17 protein-coding genes and 1 tRNA gene are annotated in these 16133 nt (G+C 38.4%); all 18 read right to left on the bottom strand.

Annotated features, from left to right (window positions below):
• Positions 1-2: 2 nt before the first annotated feature.
• Positions 3-2087 carry a polyribonucleotide nucleotidyltransferase gene (locus EUBELI_RS04325; protein ID WP_082425971.1) on the bottom strand — a complete coding sequence of 695 codons (2085 nt, stop codon included), beginning with the start codon at positions 2085-2087 and terminating at the stop codon, positions 3-5.
• Positions 2088-2248: 161 nt separating this feature from the next.
• Positions 2249-2515: a 30S ribosomal protein S15 gene (gene rpsO, locus EUBELI_RS04320; protein WP_012739137.1), complete on the bottom strand. Its 267-nt coding sequence runs from the start codon at positions 2513-2515 to the stop codon at positions 2249-2251.
• Positions 2516-2636: 121 nt separating this feature from the next.
• Positions 2637-3563 carry a bifunctional riboflavin kinase/FAD synthetase gene (locus EUBELI_RS04315; RefSeq protein WP_012739136.1) on the bottom strand — a complete coding sequence of 309 codons (927 nt, stop codon included), beginning with the start codon at positions 3561-3563 and terminating at the stop codon, positions 2637-2639.
• 16 nt (positions 3564-3579) lie between these two features.
• Positions 3580-4491 carry a tRNA pseudouridine(55) synthase TruB gene (gene truB / locus EUBELI_RS04310; RefSeq protein WP_012739135.1) on the bottom strand — a complete coding sequence of 304 codons (912 nt, stop codon included), beginning with the start codon at positions 4489-4491 and terminating at the stop codon, positions 3580-3582.
• Positions 4488-5444, bottom strand: coding sequence for a DHH family phosphoesterase (locus EUBELI_RS04305; protein WP_012739134.1), 957 nt, complete (start codon positions 5442-5444; stop codon positions 4488-4490). The genes truB and EUBELI_RS04305 overlap by 4 nt, the downstream gene beginning before the upstream one ends.
• Positions 5445-5455: 11 nt before the next feature.
• Entirely contained in the window at positions 5456-5848 is a 393-nt protein-coding gene (gene rbfA, locus EUBELI_RS04300; RefSeq protein ID WP_012739133.1) for a 30S ribosome-binding factor RbfA, read from the bottom strand.
• Between the two features lie 25 nt (positions 5849-5873).
• Positions 5874-8693, bottom strand: a complete 2820-nt coding sequence (infB, locus tag EUBELI_RS04295; RefSeq protein ID WP_012739132.1) for a translation initiation factor IF-2 — start codon at positions 8691-8693, stop codon at positions 5874-5876.
• A 31-nt stretch (positions 8694-8724) separates the two neighbouring features.
• On the bottom strand, positions 8725-9042 hold the full coding sequence (locus EUBELI_RS04290; protein ID WP_012739131.1) for a L7Ae/L30e/S12e/Gadd45 family ribosomal protein: 318 nt from the start codon (positions 9040-9042) through the stop codon (positions 8725-8727).
• The gene (rnpM, locus tag EUBELI_RS04285) at positions 9032-9307 is read right to left on the bottom strand and encodes an RNase P modulator RnpM (RefSeq protein ID WP_012739130.1); all 276 of its coding nucleotides are present in this window, start codon (positions 9305-9307) and stop codon (positions 9032-9034) included. The genes EUBELI_RS04290 and rnpM overlap by 11 nt, the downstream gene beginning before the upstream one ends.
• 19 nt (positions 9308-9326) lie before the next feature.
• A complete protein-coding gene (gene nusA / locus EUBELI_RS04280; protein WP_012739129.1) occupies positions 9327-10472 on the bottom strand; it encodes a transcription termination factor NusA in 1146 nt (381 codons plus the stop codon).
• Positions 10473-10498: 26 nt separating this feature from the next.
• A complete protein-coding gene (gene rimP / locus EUBELI_RS04275; RefSeq protein ID WP_012739128.1) occupies positions 10499-10969 on the bottom strand; it encodes a ribosome maturation factor RimP in 471 nt (156 codons plus the stop codon).
• Positions 10970-11060: 91 nt separating this feature from the next.
• Positions 11061-11132, bottom strand: a tRNA-Glu gene (locus EUBELI_RS04270).
• A gap of 167 nt (positions 11133-11299) precedes the next feature.
• Complete coding sequence (locus EUBELI_RS04265) at positions 11300-11776, bottom strand: COG2426 family protein (RefSeq protein WP_012739127.1); 477 nt, start codon at positions 11774-11776, stop codon at positions 11300-11302.
• 70 nt (positions 11777-11846) lie between these two features.
• A complete protein-coding gene (locus tag EUBELI_RS04260; RefSeq protein WP_041688063.1) occupies positions 11847-12521 on the bottom strand; it encodes a uracil-DNA glycosylase in 675 nt (224 codons plus the stop codon).
• A 12-nt stretch (positions 12522-12533) separates the two neighbouring features.
• Positions 12534-13292 (bottom strand): imidazole glycerol phosphate synthase subunit HisF, encoded by a 759-nt coding sequence (hisF, locus tag EUBELI_RS04255; protein WP_012739125.1) that lies wholly within the window; start codon positions 13290-13292, stop codon positions 12534-12536.
• 19 nt (positions 13293-13311) lie between these two features.
• Positions 13312-13917 carry an imidazole glycerol phosphate synthase subunit HisH gene (gene hisH, locus EUBELI_RS04250; protein WP_012739124.1) on the bottom strand — a complete coding sequence of 202 codons (606 nt, stop codon included), beginning with the start codon at positions 13915-13917 and terminating at the stop codon, positions 13312-13314.
• The gene (locus EUBELI_RS04245) at positions 13914-15470 is read right to left on the bottom strand and encodes a hypothetical protein (protein WP_041688062.1); all 1557 of its coding nucleotides are present in this window, start codon (positions 15468-15470) and stop codon (positions 13914-13916) included. Before EUBELI_RS04245 ends, hisH begins: the two co-directional genes overlap by 4 nt.
• Before the next feature lie 55 nt (positions 15471-15525).
• Positions 15526-16029, bottom strand: coding sequence for a hypothetical protein (locus EUBELI_RS13560; protein WP_049777885.1), 504 nt, complete (start codon positions 16027-16029; stop codon positions 15526-15528).
• Positions 16030-16133 lie beyond the last annotated feature (104 nt).

Here is a 16133-nt window from a genome sequence, read left to right as displayed (position 1 = left end):
TTTTACATTGCATCCTTAATTGAGAAGCTGATTCTTCCCATCTTATCCTTACCCATACACTTGCACTTTACATGATCGCCAAGTGTAAGAACATCTTCAACATGGTTGATTCTCTCATTAGAAATCTTAGAAATGTGAACCATTCCTTCCTTGCCAGGAGCAAACTCTACGAAGGCACCGAATTCCTTAATGCTTACAACCTTACCTTCATATATCTTGCCTTCTTCGAAGTCTTCTACAATAGTCTTGATATACTTCATAGCCTTATCCATTCCTGCCTGCTCAACACCACATACAGAAACGAATCCATCATCAGTAATATCAATCTTGACACCGCACTCATCAATGATTGCGTTGATTGTCTTACCACGCTGTCCAACTACTTCGCCAATCTTAGCAGGATCAATAGATGTCTGGATAATCTTAGGCGCATACTCACCAACAGTCTTTCTAGGCTCAGCAATAGCAGGCTTCATACATGTATCCATGATGAAAAGTCTTGCTTCTCTTGTTCTTCTTATAGCCTCTTCAACGATTGGTCTTGTAAGACCGTGAATCTTAATATCCATCTGGATAGCTGTAATACCTTCTGTTGTACCTGTTACCTTGAAATCCATATCTCCAAAGAAATCTTCAAGTCCCTGGATATCAGTAAGTACAATATAATCATCATCTGTCTCACCTGTAACAAGACCACATGAAATACCGGCTACCATTCTCTTAATAGGAACACCTGCTGCCATAAGTGACATACAAGATGCACATGTTGAAGCCATTGATGTAGAACCATTAGATTCAAATGTCTCAGAAACGGCACGGATTGCATATGGGAACTCTTCCTCTGATGGAAGTACAGGAACAAGTGCCTTCTCTGCTAATGCTCCATGTCCGATTTCACGACGTCCTGGTCCTCTTGATGGCTTAGTCTCACCTACAGAGTATGAAGGGAAATTATAGTGATGTATGTATCTCTTAGTAGTTACATTCTCATCAAGACCATCAACCTTCTGTGCCTCTGATAAAGGTGCAAGAGTAACAACATCACAGATCTGTGTCTGTCCTCTTGTAAACATTGCAGAACCATGAACTCTAGGAATGATATCAACCTCAGCTGCAAGTGGTCTGATCTGGTTAATGGCTCTTCCGTCTGGTCTCTTGTGATCCTTTAAGATCATCTTACGAACAGTCTTCTTCTGGTACTGGTAAACAGCTTCACCAAGAACTGCAAGCCATTCCTCATTATCTGCAAATGCTTCCTTCATTTTCTCAGTTACAGCATCAATATTCTTCTCTCTTGTCTGCTTGTCATCTGTGAATACAGCAACTTCCATCTCTTCTGGAGATACAACCTGCTTCATAGCCTCAAACATCTCTGCAGGAACAGCACAGCTTACATAAGAATGCTTTTCCTTGCCAACCTCAGCAACAATCTTATCAATAAATGCAATGATTGTCTGGTTGATATCATGAGCCTTATATATAGCCTCAATCATCTTATCTTCTGGAATCTCATTAGCTCCTGCTTCAATCATAATAACCTTCTGCTTAGTTGAAGCAACTGTAAGCTGAAGATCTCCATCCTGCCACTGTGCCTGAGATGGGTTAACGATGAATTCTCCATCAATCATACCAATCTGTGTTGTAGCACATGGACCGTCAAATGGAATATCAGAAATAGATGTTGCAATAGCAGAACCAATCATAGCAAGTAATTCTGGTCTGCAATTCTCATCAACTGACATAACCATGTTATTAAGAGTAACATCGTTACGATAGTCCTTAGGGAATAATGGTCTCATAGGTCTGTCGATAACTCTTGATGTAAGGATAGCATTCTCAGATGCCTTACCTTCTCTCTTGTTAAATCCACCAGGAATCTTTCCTGCTGCATACATCTTCTCTTCATATTCAACGCTTAATGGGAAGAAATCAATTCCTTCTCTTGGTTCTTTAGATGCTGTTGCTGTTGAAAGAACAACAGTATCACCATAATGCATTAATGCAGCACCGTTAGCCTGTGCACACACTCTGCCGATATCAACTCTTAAAGTTCTTCCGGCGAGTTCCATTTCATACTGTTTAAACATATGAACTCCTTCCATAAAAAATATATATTTAACAGAAGGTCCGAAACAACTGAAAAATACACCATAAACTACCGCCATGATATACATTTCAGTGGTCTCGGGGTATCCCTTCTGCCATTAACAATGCAATAGGGCGGAGTTATACACTCCGCCCTGATTAATTACTTTCTTAAGCCTAAACGCTCAATAAGATTTCTGTAAGATTCAATATCTGTATCCTTAAGATATGCAAGTAAAGCTCTTCTCTTACCAACCATCTTAAGAAGACCTCTTCTTGAGTGGTGATCCTTCTGGTTAACCTTAAGATGTTCTGTTAACTCAGCGATTCTTTCTGTTAAGATAGCTACCTGAACTTCTGGAGAACCTGTGTCTCCTGGCTTTCTTCCATAAGTAGCAATGATTTCTGCTTTCTTTTCCTTAGATATCATGTCTAAATCCTCCTAAATATTAATCTCCTGCCACTAAGCTTCAGGTCGGAGTGTCCTACAGCTGGGTGACGGCTCATACTTGGTTATTGTAACACAGGCATTAAACCTTTGCAAGTATTAATTATCCAATAAGAAACATATTTCTTGCAAAATCCGAATCTGCCGCAATCTGTCTCTTCAACCCTTCTACATCTTCAAACTTCATCTCTGGTCTTATAAAATGTATAAATTCAACATCAACCTTCTTGCCATACACATCCTTGTCAAAATCAAAAAGAAACGTCTCAACACTTATCTCCGGTGCATCACTTACTGTAGGCTTAGTTCCTAAGTTAGTAACCCCGTAGAATTTTTCACCATCAATAGTCGTCTGGGTAGCATATACTCCATTAGGTGGCAGGAGCTTATACTCCGTCGGATATATGTTAATAGTAGGGAAATCAAGCTTCCGTCCAAGCTGGTTTCCTATCGAAACCACACCTGTAACATTAAACGGTCTGTTAAGAAGAACATTTACCGTTTCCATATGGCCAACCTTTAATTCTTCTCTTATATATGTACTGCTGATTTCCTTATCCTGATATTTTTCCTTTTCAACAATAATAGTTGTAAATCCTAGTTCTTCTCCTGCTTCCACAAGCATTGCTGCATCACCTGCCCTGTCTTTTCCAAAACGGTAATCAGTACCTACAACAACATACTTTGCATGCAGTTTATCAATAAGAATCCTGCATATAAAATCTTCAGGCTCCATATTCATGAATTCTTCCGTAAACGGATATTCAATCTCAACATCTATACCAAAATTCTCACACAGTCTGCGTCTTTCACTGCTTGTAGATATAAAATGCTGATACTTCTGTGGACATATTGAAAGTGGCAGGCTGTCAAATGTAAACAAAACCGCAAGCAGATTCTCCTCATCTGCTTTCTGCCTTACAATCTCAATAAGCTTCTGATGTCCTGTATGAATTCCATCGAATTTTCCTAATGTAACTGCACTTTCCTTATTTAATTGAAAATCATCTGTTCCATGAATATATTCCAAAGATGATCACGCCCCTTTACTTGTTGTCTTCGTAAAATATCTTAACCGGATAAAGCACTTCATCTCGAAATTCATATACACCGATAAAGCATTTATCAGAATCGTACACTCTGTATTTCTCATTATCACTGATTGCAGCATCTGCAGGTATCTGTTCTCTTGACAGCTTATTGCCATTGTGAAGATACCGGCTGTATTCTTCTGCAAATTTTATCTCCTGATAATCACTGAATATCTTATCTATGCCAGTTATCCTGTCTTCTATTTCACCCTTTAACACAAGAGCCGATATCTGGTTAAGTGTAAGTGTATCATCAAGCATGAATTCACCTACCCGCGTTCTTGTAAGCTTCATCATACATGCTCCACACCCAAGCTTCTTACCTATATCATCACATAATGACCTGATATAAGTCCCCTTCGAGCAGTCAACAGTAATAGTAACTGTTTTCTGTTTATCCGAAAGATTGATATCATTCACCCTTAATGTATTAATATGGACAGTTCTTGGTTTTCTTTCAATCTCAATACCTTTTCTTGCAAGCTCATAAAGCTTCTGTCCATTATACTTTAAAGCTGAATACATAGGCGGTATCTGCTCATACTCACCTATGAATTCATTACATACTTTAAGGACATCCACTTCACTCACATTAACCTCTGACTGGGCAACAATTTTCCCTGATATATCAAGAGTATCTGTCGTTGTGCCAAGAAGCATTACAGCCTCATAAGTCTTTCCCCAATCAGTTATAAGGTCACACAGCTTTGTAGCCTTACCGATGCACACAGGAAGCACCCCGACCGCATCCGGGTCAAGTGTGCCTGTGTGACCAATTTTTTTAGTTTTAAGTATTCCCCGAAGCTTTGCAACTACATCATGAGATGTAAATCCCTGCTCCTTATATACATTTAAAACACCATTCATGCATTATCCTCATTATACTGCTGCTCAATCATTTCGCCAATCTTATTAACGATACTGTGGACATTGCCCTTAGCAGAGAATCCTGCTGCCCTCACATGTCCTCCACCGCCAAATGCTGTGGCGATTCTTGCAACATCAATCATTTTCTTTGAACGAAGACTTACTTTGTATTCGTCCTTATCTGTTTCATAAAGGAATATAGCCACTTCAACTCCGTCTGTTAAGCGTAACTGCTCAATAATTCCACCAAGTTCTTTGCCAGTGACCCCATAGAAATTCATTTCTTCAATAGATACACTTGAAAATATACATCTGCCATCATAAAACAACACACTTTCAAGCAAAGCTCTTCCAAGAATCTGGTTCTGGATATAACTCTTCTTATAAAAGCTGTTATCGATAATGTCAGAATAATCAATTCCCATCTCCATCATCTTTCCAGCTATATCCATTGTCCTTCTTGATGTACAGCTGTACTTAAACACACCTGTATCATGGATTATTCCTGTGTATATGCACTCTGCAACATTTTTATCGACCTTATCCTCGTCAAATGTTGTATAGAGAACTTCACATGCCGAACTTGACTGTGGCTCTACATAATTAACATCAGCAAATGAATTATTGCTTATATGATGATCTATGCAGATAGTCTTATCAGCATTTTCAAAGCAGCTCATAAATGGTTCAATTCTATCCATTGAACTGCAGTCAAGTACTACGAATAAATCAAAATGCTTATCCTCAGCCTCATGCTTAATATCATTAATACCAGATAAATAATTAAATTCATCTGACGGCTTTTCAAGATAAACAGTAACCTCGCACTCAGGAAGATTCTTCCTGATATAATTATATAAACCTAATGTTGAACCAACACAGTCACCATCAGGACGGATATGTCCTGTGATACCTATAACCTTTGCATGTCCGATTTCTTCAATAATATTCATGACTAACCTCTTTATTCTGTCTCGTCTTCAACCTCAACGTGCATCTTATTATCATGTTCTGTAACTTCATCAATAAGCTTAGACATATTAATACCATACTCAATTGACTGATCAAGAATGAATCTTATTTCAGGAGTATTTCTTAAATTGACAGTTCTTGCAAGCTGTCTTCTTATATATCCTTCTGCACTCTTAAGACCTGTAATCGTATCCTTCTGTGACTTTTCATCACCAAGAACACTTATATATGCCTTACATGTCTTAAGGTCAGGAGCGACCTCAACCGCTACAACCGAAGTCATAGGGTTGATTCTAGGGTCTTTAATCTCACTTCTGATTATATTACTTAATTCTTTCAATACCTCTCCGTTAATACGGGTATTCTTTACACTATTTTTACGCATATATTCTCCAAATAAAAACTAAATCCTATCTTGGCACTTCAACCATGATATGTGCTTCAATCATATCCTCTGGCTGGATATCATTGAACTTTTCAAATACCATACCACACTCAGTACCTGCCTTGATTTCCTTAACCTCATCCTTGAAGTGCTTAAGAGATGCGATAGGTCCTTCATAAACCTTCTCACTTCCTCTTGTTATACGGACAACAGAATCTCTTGTAATTCTTCCCTCTTCAACGATACAGCCGGCAATATTACCAACTCCTGAAGCCTTGAATATCTGCATGATTCTTGCATGACCGATAATCTTTTCTTCATAGATAGGCTCAAGCATACCCTTAAGGGCTGCCTCAACATCTTCAATAGCATTGTAGATAACGCTGTAAAGTCTTAAATCTACCTTTTCTCTCTCTGCAACAATTCTTGCCTGATTATCAGGCTTAACGTTAAATGCAATGATGATAGCATTAGAAGCAGATGCAAGTACTACATCGGATTCATTAACATTACCAACACCACCATGAATTACCTTAACAACAACCTCTTCATTAGAAAGTCTTACAAGACTTGACTTAACAGCCTCAACAGAACCCTGTACATCAGCTTTGATGATAATATTAAGTTCCTTCATATTACCAGCCTGAATCTGTTCAAAGAGTGCATCAAGAGATACCTTATGCTTAGTATCATCAAGAAGCTTCTTTCTTCCCTCGCTGATAAATGTCTCTGCTATACTTCTTGCTTCCTTCTCAGAATCTGCAGCCATAATGATTTCACCTGCATTAGGAACATCATTAAGACCAAGAATCTCAACCGGAGTAGATGGTCCGGCAACCTTTACTCTGTTACCCTTATCATCAATCATGGCTCTTATCTTACCATAGCAAGAACCTGCTGATACAGCATCTCCCACATGAAGAGTACCCTTCTGTACAAGGATAGATGCTACAGGACCACGTCCCTTATCAAGCTCAGCCTCAATAACAATACCTCTTGCCTTTCTGTCAGGGTTAGCCTTAAGTTCATTAACCTCTGCTGTAAGAAGAATCATATCAAGAAGCTCATCAATACCCTGCTTAGTATGTGCTGATACTGGAACAAATGTAGTAGAACCGCCCCAGTCTTCTGCAATAAGACCATACTCAGTAAGCTCCTGCTTAACCTTCTCGATATTAGCATTAGGCTTATCAATCTTATTGACAGCAACAATAATCTCAACACCTGCTGCCTTTGCATGGTTAATAGCCTCAATTGTCTGTGGCATTACACCATCATCTGCAGCTACAACAAGAATAGCAATATCTGTAGCCTGAGCACCACGCATTCTCATAGCTGTAAATGCTTCATGACCCGGAGTATCAAGGAATGTAATAAGATTACCATTTACATTTACCTGGTAAGCACCTATCTTCTGTGTGATTCCGCCTGACTCCTTAGCTGTCACATGAGTTTCTCTGATTGCATCAAGCAATGAAGTCTTACCGTGATCAACGTGTCCCATAACGCAGACAACTGGTGGTCTTGGAACAAGCTTATCCTCTGGTTCTTCATCTTCCTTAAGAAGTTCTGCAATAACATCAACCTTCTCTTCATGCTCACATATGCAGTTGAACTCAAGAGCAATCTCTTCTGCTGCATCGTAATCTATCTCTTCGTTAATAGTAACAACCTTACCCTGTAAGAACAGCTTCTTAACAAGTGCTGCAGGAGCTACCTTCATCTTATCTGCAAGTTCCTTGATAGTAAGAGTATCTGGAAGAACAAGCTGCTTGATTGTCTCTTCTTCCTTTTCCTTCTTCTCAGGCTTTGTCATAGGCTTCTTATCAAATCTGCTGTTAGCGAACTTAAGATTTTCCTTAGCCTCATTATCTCTCTTTCTGTCATTCTTCTTGCTGTCTATTCTTGAATCATGTCTTCTTGAATCTGGCTTAGCTGAAAAATCAAACTCTTCCTTAGGTGCAGAATCTCTTCTGTCATTATTTCTTCTCTGACCTCCGTTAAATCCTCCACGGTTCTGGTCATTATCCTTTCTGAAGCCGCCATTTCCAGACTGTCCGTTTCTGTCATTTCTGAAACCGCCGTTATTGTTGCGGTCATTGTTTCTATAACCGCCATTATTATCACGATTACCATAACCACCATTGTTGTTACGGTCATTATTTCTGTAACCGCCATTATTATCACGGTTGCCATAACCGCCATTGTTGTTGCGGTCATTGTTTCTATAGCCGCCATTATTACGGTCGTTATTTCTGTAACCGCCATTATTATCACGGTTACCGTAGCCGCCATTGTTATTACGGTCGTTATTCCTGTAGCCGCCGTTGTTATCACGGTTGCCATAACCACCGTTATTATTACGGTCATTATTTCTGTAACCGTTATTGCCTCGGTCGTTGTTTCTATAACCGCCATTATTACGGTCATTATTTCTGTAGCCGCCGTTGTTATCGCGCTGTCCGTCTCTGTTATTATTATCTCTTCTGGAATTCTTATCCCTTGAACTGTTCTGTGGGAAATATACCTGTGAGATATGCTTCTTATCATCAGCATTGCCAGACTTATTCTGTGTTCCCTGCTGTGGCTGCTTTGGAGCCTGATTCTGCTGTCTGTTATCCCTGTTATCATTCTTTACAGGCTGTGACTGTTTTGCTGGCTGTGCTGCCGGCTTATTCTCAACCTTAGGTGCAGGAGCAAACTTCTTTCTCACACTTGAAATTTCTGCATCTGTAAGTCCGCTTACAGGCTTATAAGTCTTCTCGCTGTTGCTAAGCATATCAGTAATATCCTTAGATGTTATATTTAATTCTTTTGCCAATTCATGTACTCTCATATTTGCCATTTAACCTCTTTTCCAAATAACAGCACTGCTGTTATTCTAAACCCTGTTCAAAATATTTTTCTATGGTCTTTGCAAATCCTTCATCAAGGACTGCCAGTGATGCGCGGAATTCCTTTCCTATCGCGTGGCCAACACTCACCTTGTCACTAAAAAAATGTATCGGAACCTTGTAATAAGTACACATATTTGTAAACATTTTCTTAGTATTATCTGAAGAATCATCTGCAACAATAACTGTGTATGCCTTTCCGGTTTTAACAGCCTTCTCTGTTGAAAACTCTCCGCTTGCAACCTTTCCGGCTTTCTGCGCAAGTCCAATCATATTAAGGATTTTCTGTTTATTTTCCAATATTATTCAGCTCCTTTGCTAACTCATCATAGACAGCAGAATCTACTGCCATCTTAAATGACCTTTCAAGTCCCTTATTCTTAAATGCTTTAGACAGGCAGTCTTCATTCGCACATATATAAGCCCCTCTGCCATTCTTCCTGCCTGTAGCATCTATAACAATTGATTCATCCTGTGTCTTCAGAATACGGATTAAGTCCTTCTTATCCTTCATCTGACCGCAGCCAATACACTGTCTTTGTGGAATCTTCTTTACTGTAGCCACTATGCATCACTCCTAATAATTATTCTTCATCAAGGCTTAATTCAGATGGTTCAACATACTCTTCTTCTAAGTTCTCTTCTTCTGTATGTTCTTCAGGTTCAGCCTCGCTCTTAATATCAATTCCATATCCTGTAAGCTTTGCAGCAAGTCTTACATTCTGTCCCTGCTTACCAATTGCTAAAGAAAGCTGCTGCTCAGAAACAACAATCTTAGCCTTCTTCTCTTCATCATCAGCTACTGCTGAAACAACCTTTGCAGGGCTTAATGCGTTAACGATAAGCTGTGCTGAATTGCTGTCCCACTCAATGATATCTATCTGCTCATTGCCAAGTTCATTAACAATAGCTTTAACTCTTGCACCGTTAATACCGACACATGCACCTACAGGATCTACATTTGCAACATTGGCTCTTACTGCCATCTTAGTTCTTGAGCCGGCTTCTCTTGCAATACCCATGATTTCAACAACGCCATCTTTAATCTCTGTAACTTCTTCTTCAAAAAGTTTCTTAACAAGCTCCTGTGACTTTCTTGAAACTCTTACAACAGGACCACCCTTTTCTCTGTTAATTACATCAACAACATATAACTTAATTCTATCGCCTGGCACAAACTTCTTATCCTTGAACTTGTCATCAGCCTTAAGAACTGTCTGGAGTCTTCCAAGATCAATTGTAAGATCACCATTGTCAGCAACTCTCTGCACAATACCTGTAATAAGTTCCTTCTCCTTAGAATGATACTCATTATAAAGAGCATTCTTTTCCTGCTCTCTGATAGTCTGCACAATAGTATTCTTAGCATTCTTGGCAGCCTTTCTTGAGAACTCCTCAGACTTTACTTCAACAGTAATAACATCACCAAGCTGGCAGTCAGGCTTAATCTTTCTGGCATCTTCTAATGCAATATCAGTACCTGATACATATTTTTCTTTCTTATTCTCTCTGTTCTCTGGAACAATAACTTCCTCAACAACAGTTCTGTCAGAATAAATGTGGAAATCACCTGTTCTTCTGTCTAACTCAACACGACCGTTATCAGCCTTATCAAACTCAGCCTTGTACTCATCCATAAGAGATTTCTCGATAGCTGCAAACATAATCTCTTTATCGATTCCATTCTCCTTCTCAAGAGCATCAAGTGCCATAATTAATTCCTTATTCATTGCTTTTAATTTCCTCCAAAAATATATTATACTTCATCTACAAATGCCCATCTGATCATAGCCAGATTACTTCTGTCAAATGTTTTAGTTACATCATCAATACTGATTGTTACCGTATCTTTATCATATTCCTTAAGAACCCCGGAATATTCCTTAGATTTATCAACAGGACTGAATAATTTAATCTCAATCATTCTGCCAATACTCTTTTCATAATCCTTCTCTTTCTTAAGAGGTCTTGTAAGACCCGGAGAACTTACCTCAAATATATACTGGTCATCAATGTAATTCTCCCTGTCCAGTATCTCATTGAAAGCTCTGCTCACATTCTGGCAGTCATCAATAGTAACTCCGCCTTCTTTGTCAATGTAGACACGCAGATACCAGTCGCTGCCTTCTTTCACGTAGTCAACATCAAAAAGTTCCACGCCGTTAGCTTCAACAACCGGCTGTATAAGTTCTGTTGTCTTAGCTTCATAGCTTTCTCTTTTTCCCATGCAGTACTCACCCTTTCTAAAAGTATTCAGTTTTCTTATATATGAACGAAAGAGTGGACATCTCTGCCCACTCTTTCCGTATCACATATAGTAGCTTGTAGGGGAATCGAACCCCTGATTCCGCCGTGAGAGGGCGGCGTCTTAGCCTCTTGACCAACAAGCCATAGCTTTCGTTGTCTTGCAGTTGTGTACCGCAGCAACAAAGATATCTTAACTCAATTATCGTAATCCGTCAAGCACTTTTTTGAATTTTTTTAATATTTTTTACAATAATCATTCAAAATCTTCAAAAAAGCGCTTAAATACTGGATTTCAAGCTAATTAATAATCTTATGCAAAACTAAAAATTGCTGTAAATACTCCCGCACTTGCGATTCCCATAATCACTCCTGCAAGTAAAACTCCTAACAAAACTGCTATTACACTCTTCTTAAATCCCATATCAAGAAAACTTGCTGCAAGTGTTCCCGTCCATGCACCTGTTCCCGGAAGCGGAATTCCAACAAAAAGTAATAATGCTACAAAAAGACCTCTTCCAGCCTTCTCCTTAAGCTTCTCTCCACCCTTGTGTCCTTTTTCAATACAGAAAGTAAAGAACTTTCCAATATATTTCTTATCCTTTCCCCACTCAAGAACCTTTCTTGCAAAAAGGTAAATAACCGGTACAGGAAGCATATTACCTATTACGCACACAATATATGACTGTAACAATGGTAACTGGAATCCCTGTGATACAGGAATTGCACCTCTAAGCTCAATAAGTGGAACCATAGAAATAAGAAAAATATACAAATACTTTTTTAACATACTATCTCCTATTTAATTTAATAATAAACAGAATTGATAATACATAATATTTGTTAAAAAATCAAGTGTATTATATATTCTCAATCTGCCAGTCAATCGGTTCTACCCCATTAGCCTTTAAAAATTCATTGCACTGGCTGAAATGTCTGCAGCCAAAAAAGCCTCTGTACGCAGATAACGGACTCGGATGTGGTGCTTTAAGAATAAGATGTTTCGGATTATTAAGCATTGATGCCTTTCTCTGTGCAGGCGAACCCCACAGCATATACACAATAGGTCTGTCCTGCATATTGACAGCATTAATAACTGCATCCGTAAACTGCTCCCAGCCGTGTCCCTGATGTGAATTAGCCTGATGTGCTCTTACAGTAAGCACTGTGTTAAGCAGAAGCACTCCCTGGTCGGCCCATTTCTTAAGATATCCGTTATTAGGAATATAACATCCACAGTCATCATGCAGTTCTTTATATATATTCTTAAGTGAAGGCGGTGCTTCCTCTCCCGGAAGTACTGAAAAAGACAGTCCATGTGCCTGATGTACATTATGATAAGGATCCTGACCAAGTATCAGTACCTTAACCTTACTAAGCGGTGTAAAATGAAACGCATTAAATATATCATCTGCCGGAGGATATACAACATATTTGCTGTATTCATTCTTAACAAATGTAAATAATTCCTTGTAATATGGCTTGGAATATTCCTCCTTAATAGCAGGAAGCCAGTCATTATCTATCATTGACATATCCATATCCTCCTACATACGCATAGGAATACCATTATCTGCAAGGTATTTCTTAAGCTCCATAATATCAAGTTCCTTATAATGGAATAGTGAAGCTGCAAGTGCTGCATCTGCTTTACCCTTAGTAAATGCATCAAGAAAATGTTCTTTACTGCCTGCACCGCCTGAAGCAATTACAGGTATTGATACATTTGACGCAATTGTATTAGTAAGCTCAATATCATATCCGGCTTTCGTTCCGTCACAGTCCATACTTGTAAGAAGAATCTCTCCTGCACCGAGCTTTTCTGCCTTCATAGCCCATTCTACAGCATCCATATGCATATCAACTCTTCCGCCATTCTTATATATGCTCCAATGACCATCACTATTCCTCTTTGCGTCAATTGCAACTACAACACACTGGCTTCCAAACTTATCAGCTGCATCAGATATAAGCTGTGGATTCATAATAGCTGCCGAATTAATTGATATCTTATCAGCACCTTCTCTTAAAAGTACCTTAAAATCATCTGTGCTTCGTATTCCACCGCCTACAGTAAACGGAATAAACACTCTTTCTGCCACTCTTCTTACAAGATCAACAGTTGTGTTTCTTCCATCACTTGAAGCTGTAATATCAAGAAATACAAGTTCGTCTGCACCTGATTTATCGTACATTGATGCAACCTCTACAGGATCCCCTGCATCTCTTAAATCAACAAAATTAGTTCCTTTGACAACTCTTCCATCCTTGCAGTCAAGGCATGGTATAATTCTTTTAGTAAACATCAGCAACTCCTTTTAGCAATTATAATGACGCAAAATTCTTTAATATCTTAAGTCCGACATCACTGCTCTTTTCAGGATGGAACTGGCATGCAAACACATTGCCGCTTTCAACCGAAGCATGAATATGTGTAGTATACTCCGTAGTTGCTGCCACAATCCCCTCATCTGCTGCCTTAAGATAATAAGAATGTACAAAATACACATACGGATTACCTTCAAGTCCCTTAAAAAGTCTCGCTTCAGGCTTAATATCAAGAGAATTCCATCCCATATGCGGAATCTTGAAACCATCCTTAGCAGGAATCTTTAATATCTTTCCCGGAAGAATATCAAGTCCCTCCGCCCCCGGAGTCTCATCACTTTCCTTAAATAAAAGCTGTAATCCCAAACATATTCCAAGGAATGGGGTTCCATTACCTGTCACCTTCTTAATAGTATCAACTAGTCCGAACTTATCAAGATTGTTCATTGCATCACCAAATGAACCAACTCCCGGAAGAATAACCTTATCAGCCTGTAAGATTTCACTTGAATCTCTTGAGACTAAAACTTCCTCTCCTAATGATACCAGAGCCTTTTCAACACTCTTTAAGTTACCTGCGTCATAGTCAATAATAGCTATCATTGTACTGCCTTTCCGTATTCCTTTATTTTTAAGTAATAGTTAGTAAAATCACTGTTTGACATATCTGCCAGTGATATTCCCTGTGCTTCAGATATCTTAAATGTATTCTGTAAAGCATCAATTACATTCTGATATTCTGCCTTAAACTTATCATCAATTCCAAGTTCCTGTGCTGATGAACGATATGTATTATATCTGTCTATTCCCTTAATCAATGCATTTAATGCTTCAGTTTTCATATTAAGACTCATATAATTATTATAAGAATCATACTGTCTTCTGACATACATTATAGTTGATGCCTGCTCATACAGCGTCTTATCATTAGAATTAAGTTTCATTCCATTAAGCTTGGAATAAGCTTTGGCATACTCACCATTATTATAATATGTCTTAGCCTGTGAAGAATTAGTATTATAATATAAAGCCGAATTCAACACACAGACAAGCACTACAACTCCAGCAACAAAAAAAGCAAGCATAATTAATGAGACTGGCTTAATTTTAAGAATATCCCCCGGTTTTGGAGGTTCTTTAGTTTTCTTCTCTTTCTTAGGCTTAGGCTGCTTTTCTTTTTTAGTCTTTGCTGCTTTCTTCTGCTCTGCCGCCTGCTTTTTCTTTTCTTTCTTTTCTATAGCTGCAGCCTTTTTTAACTCTTTATTTTTCTGTTTTTCTTCATCATCGAGTCTTTCAGCCTCTTCTTCTGCTTTTTCCTCTTCTATTCTTTTTGCCTTCATCTGGGCGAGCCTATACCTGAATCTTGCAAAAAAGCCTTTCTTAGGTGCTTCTGAATCATCGAGTGTATTCTTATTACCGAATACATCTTTTATTATCTGTTCATTCTCATCCTTAGGTTCTCCATCACCAGTTTCCTGCTTATCTGTAACCTTTTCCTGTTGTGAAATATTTCCATCATTGCCATTATCTGAATTATCATCATCAGAACTCTCATCCTCAAGACTATCAAAAAACACTTTCTTTATCTTCTTAAAAAAGTTATCTTTTTTGGGTTTTTCTGGCTTTATTTTACTCTCATCAACCTTAACAGTTTCTTTATTTTCTTTAAGATCTGTTTTTCCTTTTTCAGTCTGTGCTTCTTCCAACGCCTGAGCCTGTGCCTTTGCTTCCGCATTTTTAAGTTCCTCATCAGGATTTAACAAATCATCTATTGAAATGCTGTCAGTATCAGACTTGACATCTTCAATCAAATCATCAAGATTCATATTCATAAGTCTTTTCATGTCATTATCCGACAATTCCATATCATCATCAGATGTTATAGTTGCTCCAGCTGCTTCTTCAACCGGTGTATCCTCTAACATCTTATCTACCGCCTCTTCAGCCATAGCATCCTTTTTTTCCTCTGTATCTTCTTCACCAGCATTTTCTGATTCTATTTTCTCCCTTACCTGACGGGCTATCTCTTCCGGATCTTTCTCCTTAATCTCCTGCTGCCATTCACTTTTAGGTTTTTCCTGTTGAGAATCTGCCTGCTCCTTTTCATTAATCGAATCAAGCAATTTATCCAGATAATCTTCTTCCTTATCAGACAAAATTCTCACCTCCTGAAATCAAAATACATTAAAATATTAACATAAACATTGCTTATTAACAACATTTTACAAGTTCTTTTATAAACTGTGCTCCATTCATCTCAAAAGCACATGCCCTGTCCCCGATTTCCTTAGGAATCTGGTAAAATGTACTGTGAACACGATACATCTTAGCCTTCTGATTAATCATCACAATTCTTTCAAATGGCCATCTTATAACATTAGGGTTAGAAAAATCTTCTCCCAGTTCCACAATAACCAGCTTCTTTGCAAGTGAGGATGACAGCCATTTATTGTAGAAATCCCACTGTTTCTCCTCTTCTTCAGCATTATTTTCATTGACCGGACAGACAATTCTTCTTTCATTAAGTCCACAATTCCTGATCGTACCAGCTTTATCAGTAGACACAATAAAGTAATTCACATGTTCCATAGATGCAAACAGCTTTTTCAAATTGTCATATATTTCTGTATCATCAGAAGAATATATTTCTTTCCCCAAGCCAAAAAGTACATAATCAGCACTCTTTATATCATCAATTAAATCATTATAAATCATAAGTACCTCCATTTCATAACCATATGATTATAACATCTTTTGAGAGGGTTGTCATCGCTACCTGTTTTGCGCGAGCAACGATATGCCAGAACTATGTTCTGGCA

Source organism: [Eubacterium] eligens ATCC 27750 (assembly GCF_000146185.1).
Classification (GTDB): domain Bacteria; phylum Bacillota; class Clostridia; order Lachnospirales; family Lachnospiraceae; genus Lachnospira; species Lachnospira eligens.
This window is presented reverse-complemented; position numbering and strand designations above follow the sequence as displayed.

Bases quoted from the DNA above. Each gene is read 5' to 3' on its own strand.
- rbfA (WP_012739133.1), bottom strand. From the start codon at position 5,848: ATGCGTAAAAATAGTGTAAAGAATACCCGTATTAACGGAGAGGTATTG.
- hisH (WP_012739124.1), bottom strand. From the start codon at position 13,917: ATGATAGCTATTATTGACTATGACGCAGGTAACTTAAAGAGTGTTGAA.
- EUBELI_RS13560 (WP_049777885.1), bottom strand. From the start codon at position 16,029: ATGATTTATAATGATTTAATTGATGATATAAAGAGTGCTGATTATGTA.
- infB (WP_012739132.1), bottom strand. From the start codon at position 8,693: ATGGCAAATATGAGAGTACATGAATTGGCAAAAGAATTAAATATAACA.
- rimP (WP_012739128.1), bottom strand. From the start codon at position 10,969: ATGGGAAAAAGAGAAAGCTATGAAGCTAAGACAACAGAACTTATACAG.
- EUBELI_RS04265 (WP_012739127.1), bottom strand. From the start codon at position 11,776: ATGTTAAAAAAGTATTTGTATATTTTTCTTATTTCTATGGTTCCACTT.
- EUBELI_RS04260 (WP_041688063.1), bottom strand. From the start codon at position 12,521: ATGTCAATGATAGATAATGACTGGCTTCCTGCTATTAAGGAGGAATAT.
- hisF (WP_012739125.1), bottom strand. From the start codon at position 13,292: ATGTTTACTAAAAGAATTATACCATGCCTTGACTGCAAGGATGGAAGA.
- truB (WP_012739135.1), bottom strand. From the start codon at position 4,491: ATGAATGGTGTTTTAAATGTATATAAGGAGCAGGGATTTACATCTCAT.
- nusA (WP_012739129.1), bottom strand. From the start codon at position 10,472: ATGAATAAGGAATTAATTATGGCACTTGATGCTCTTGAGAAGGAGAAT.
- EUBELI_RS04325 (WP_082425971.1), bottom strand. From the start codon at position 2,087: ATGTTTAAACAGTATGAAATGGAACTCGCCGGAAGAACTTTAAGAGTT.
- EUBELI_RS04305 (WP_012739134.1), bottom strand. From the start codon at position 5,444: ATGAATATTATTGAAGAAATCGGACATGCAAAGGTTATAGGTATCACA.
- rpsO (WP_012739137.1), bottom strand. From the start codon at position 2,515: ATGATATCTAAGGAAAAGAAAGCAGAAATCATTGCTACTTATGGAAGA.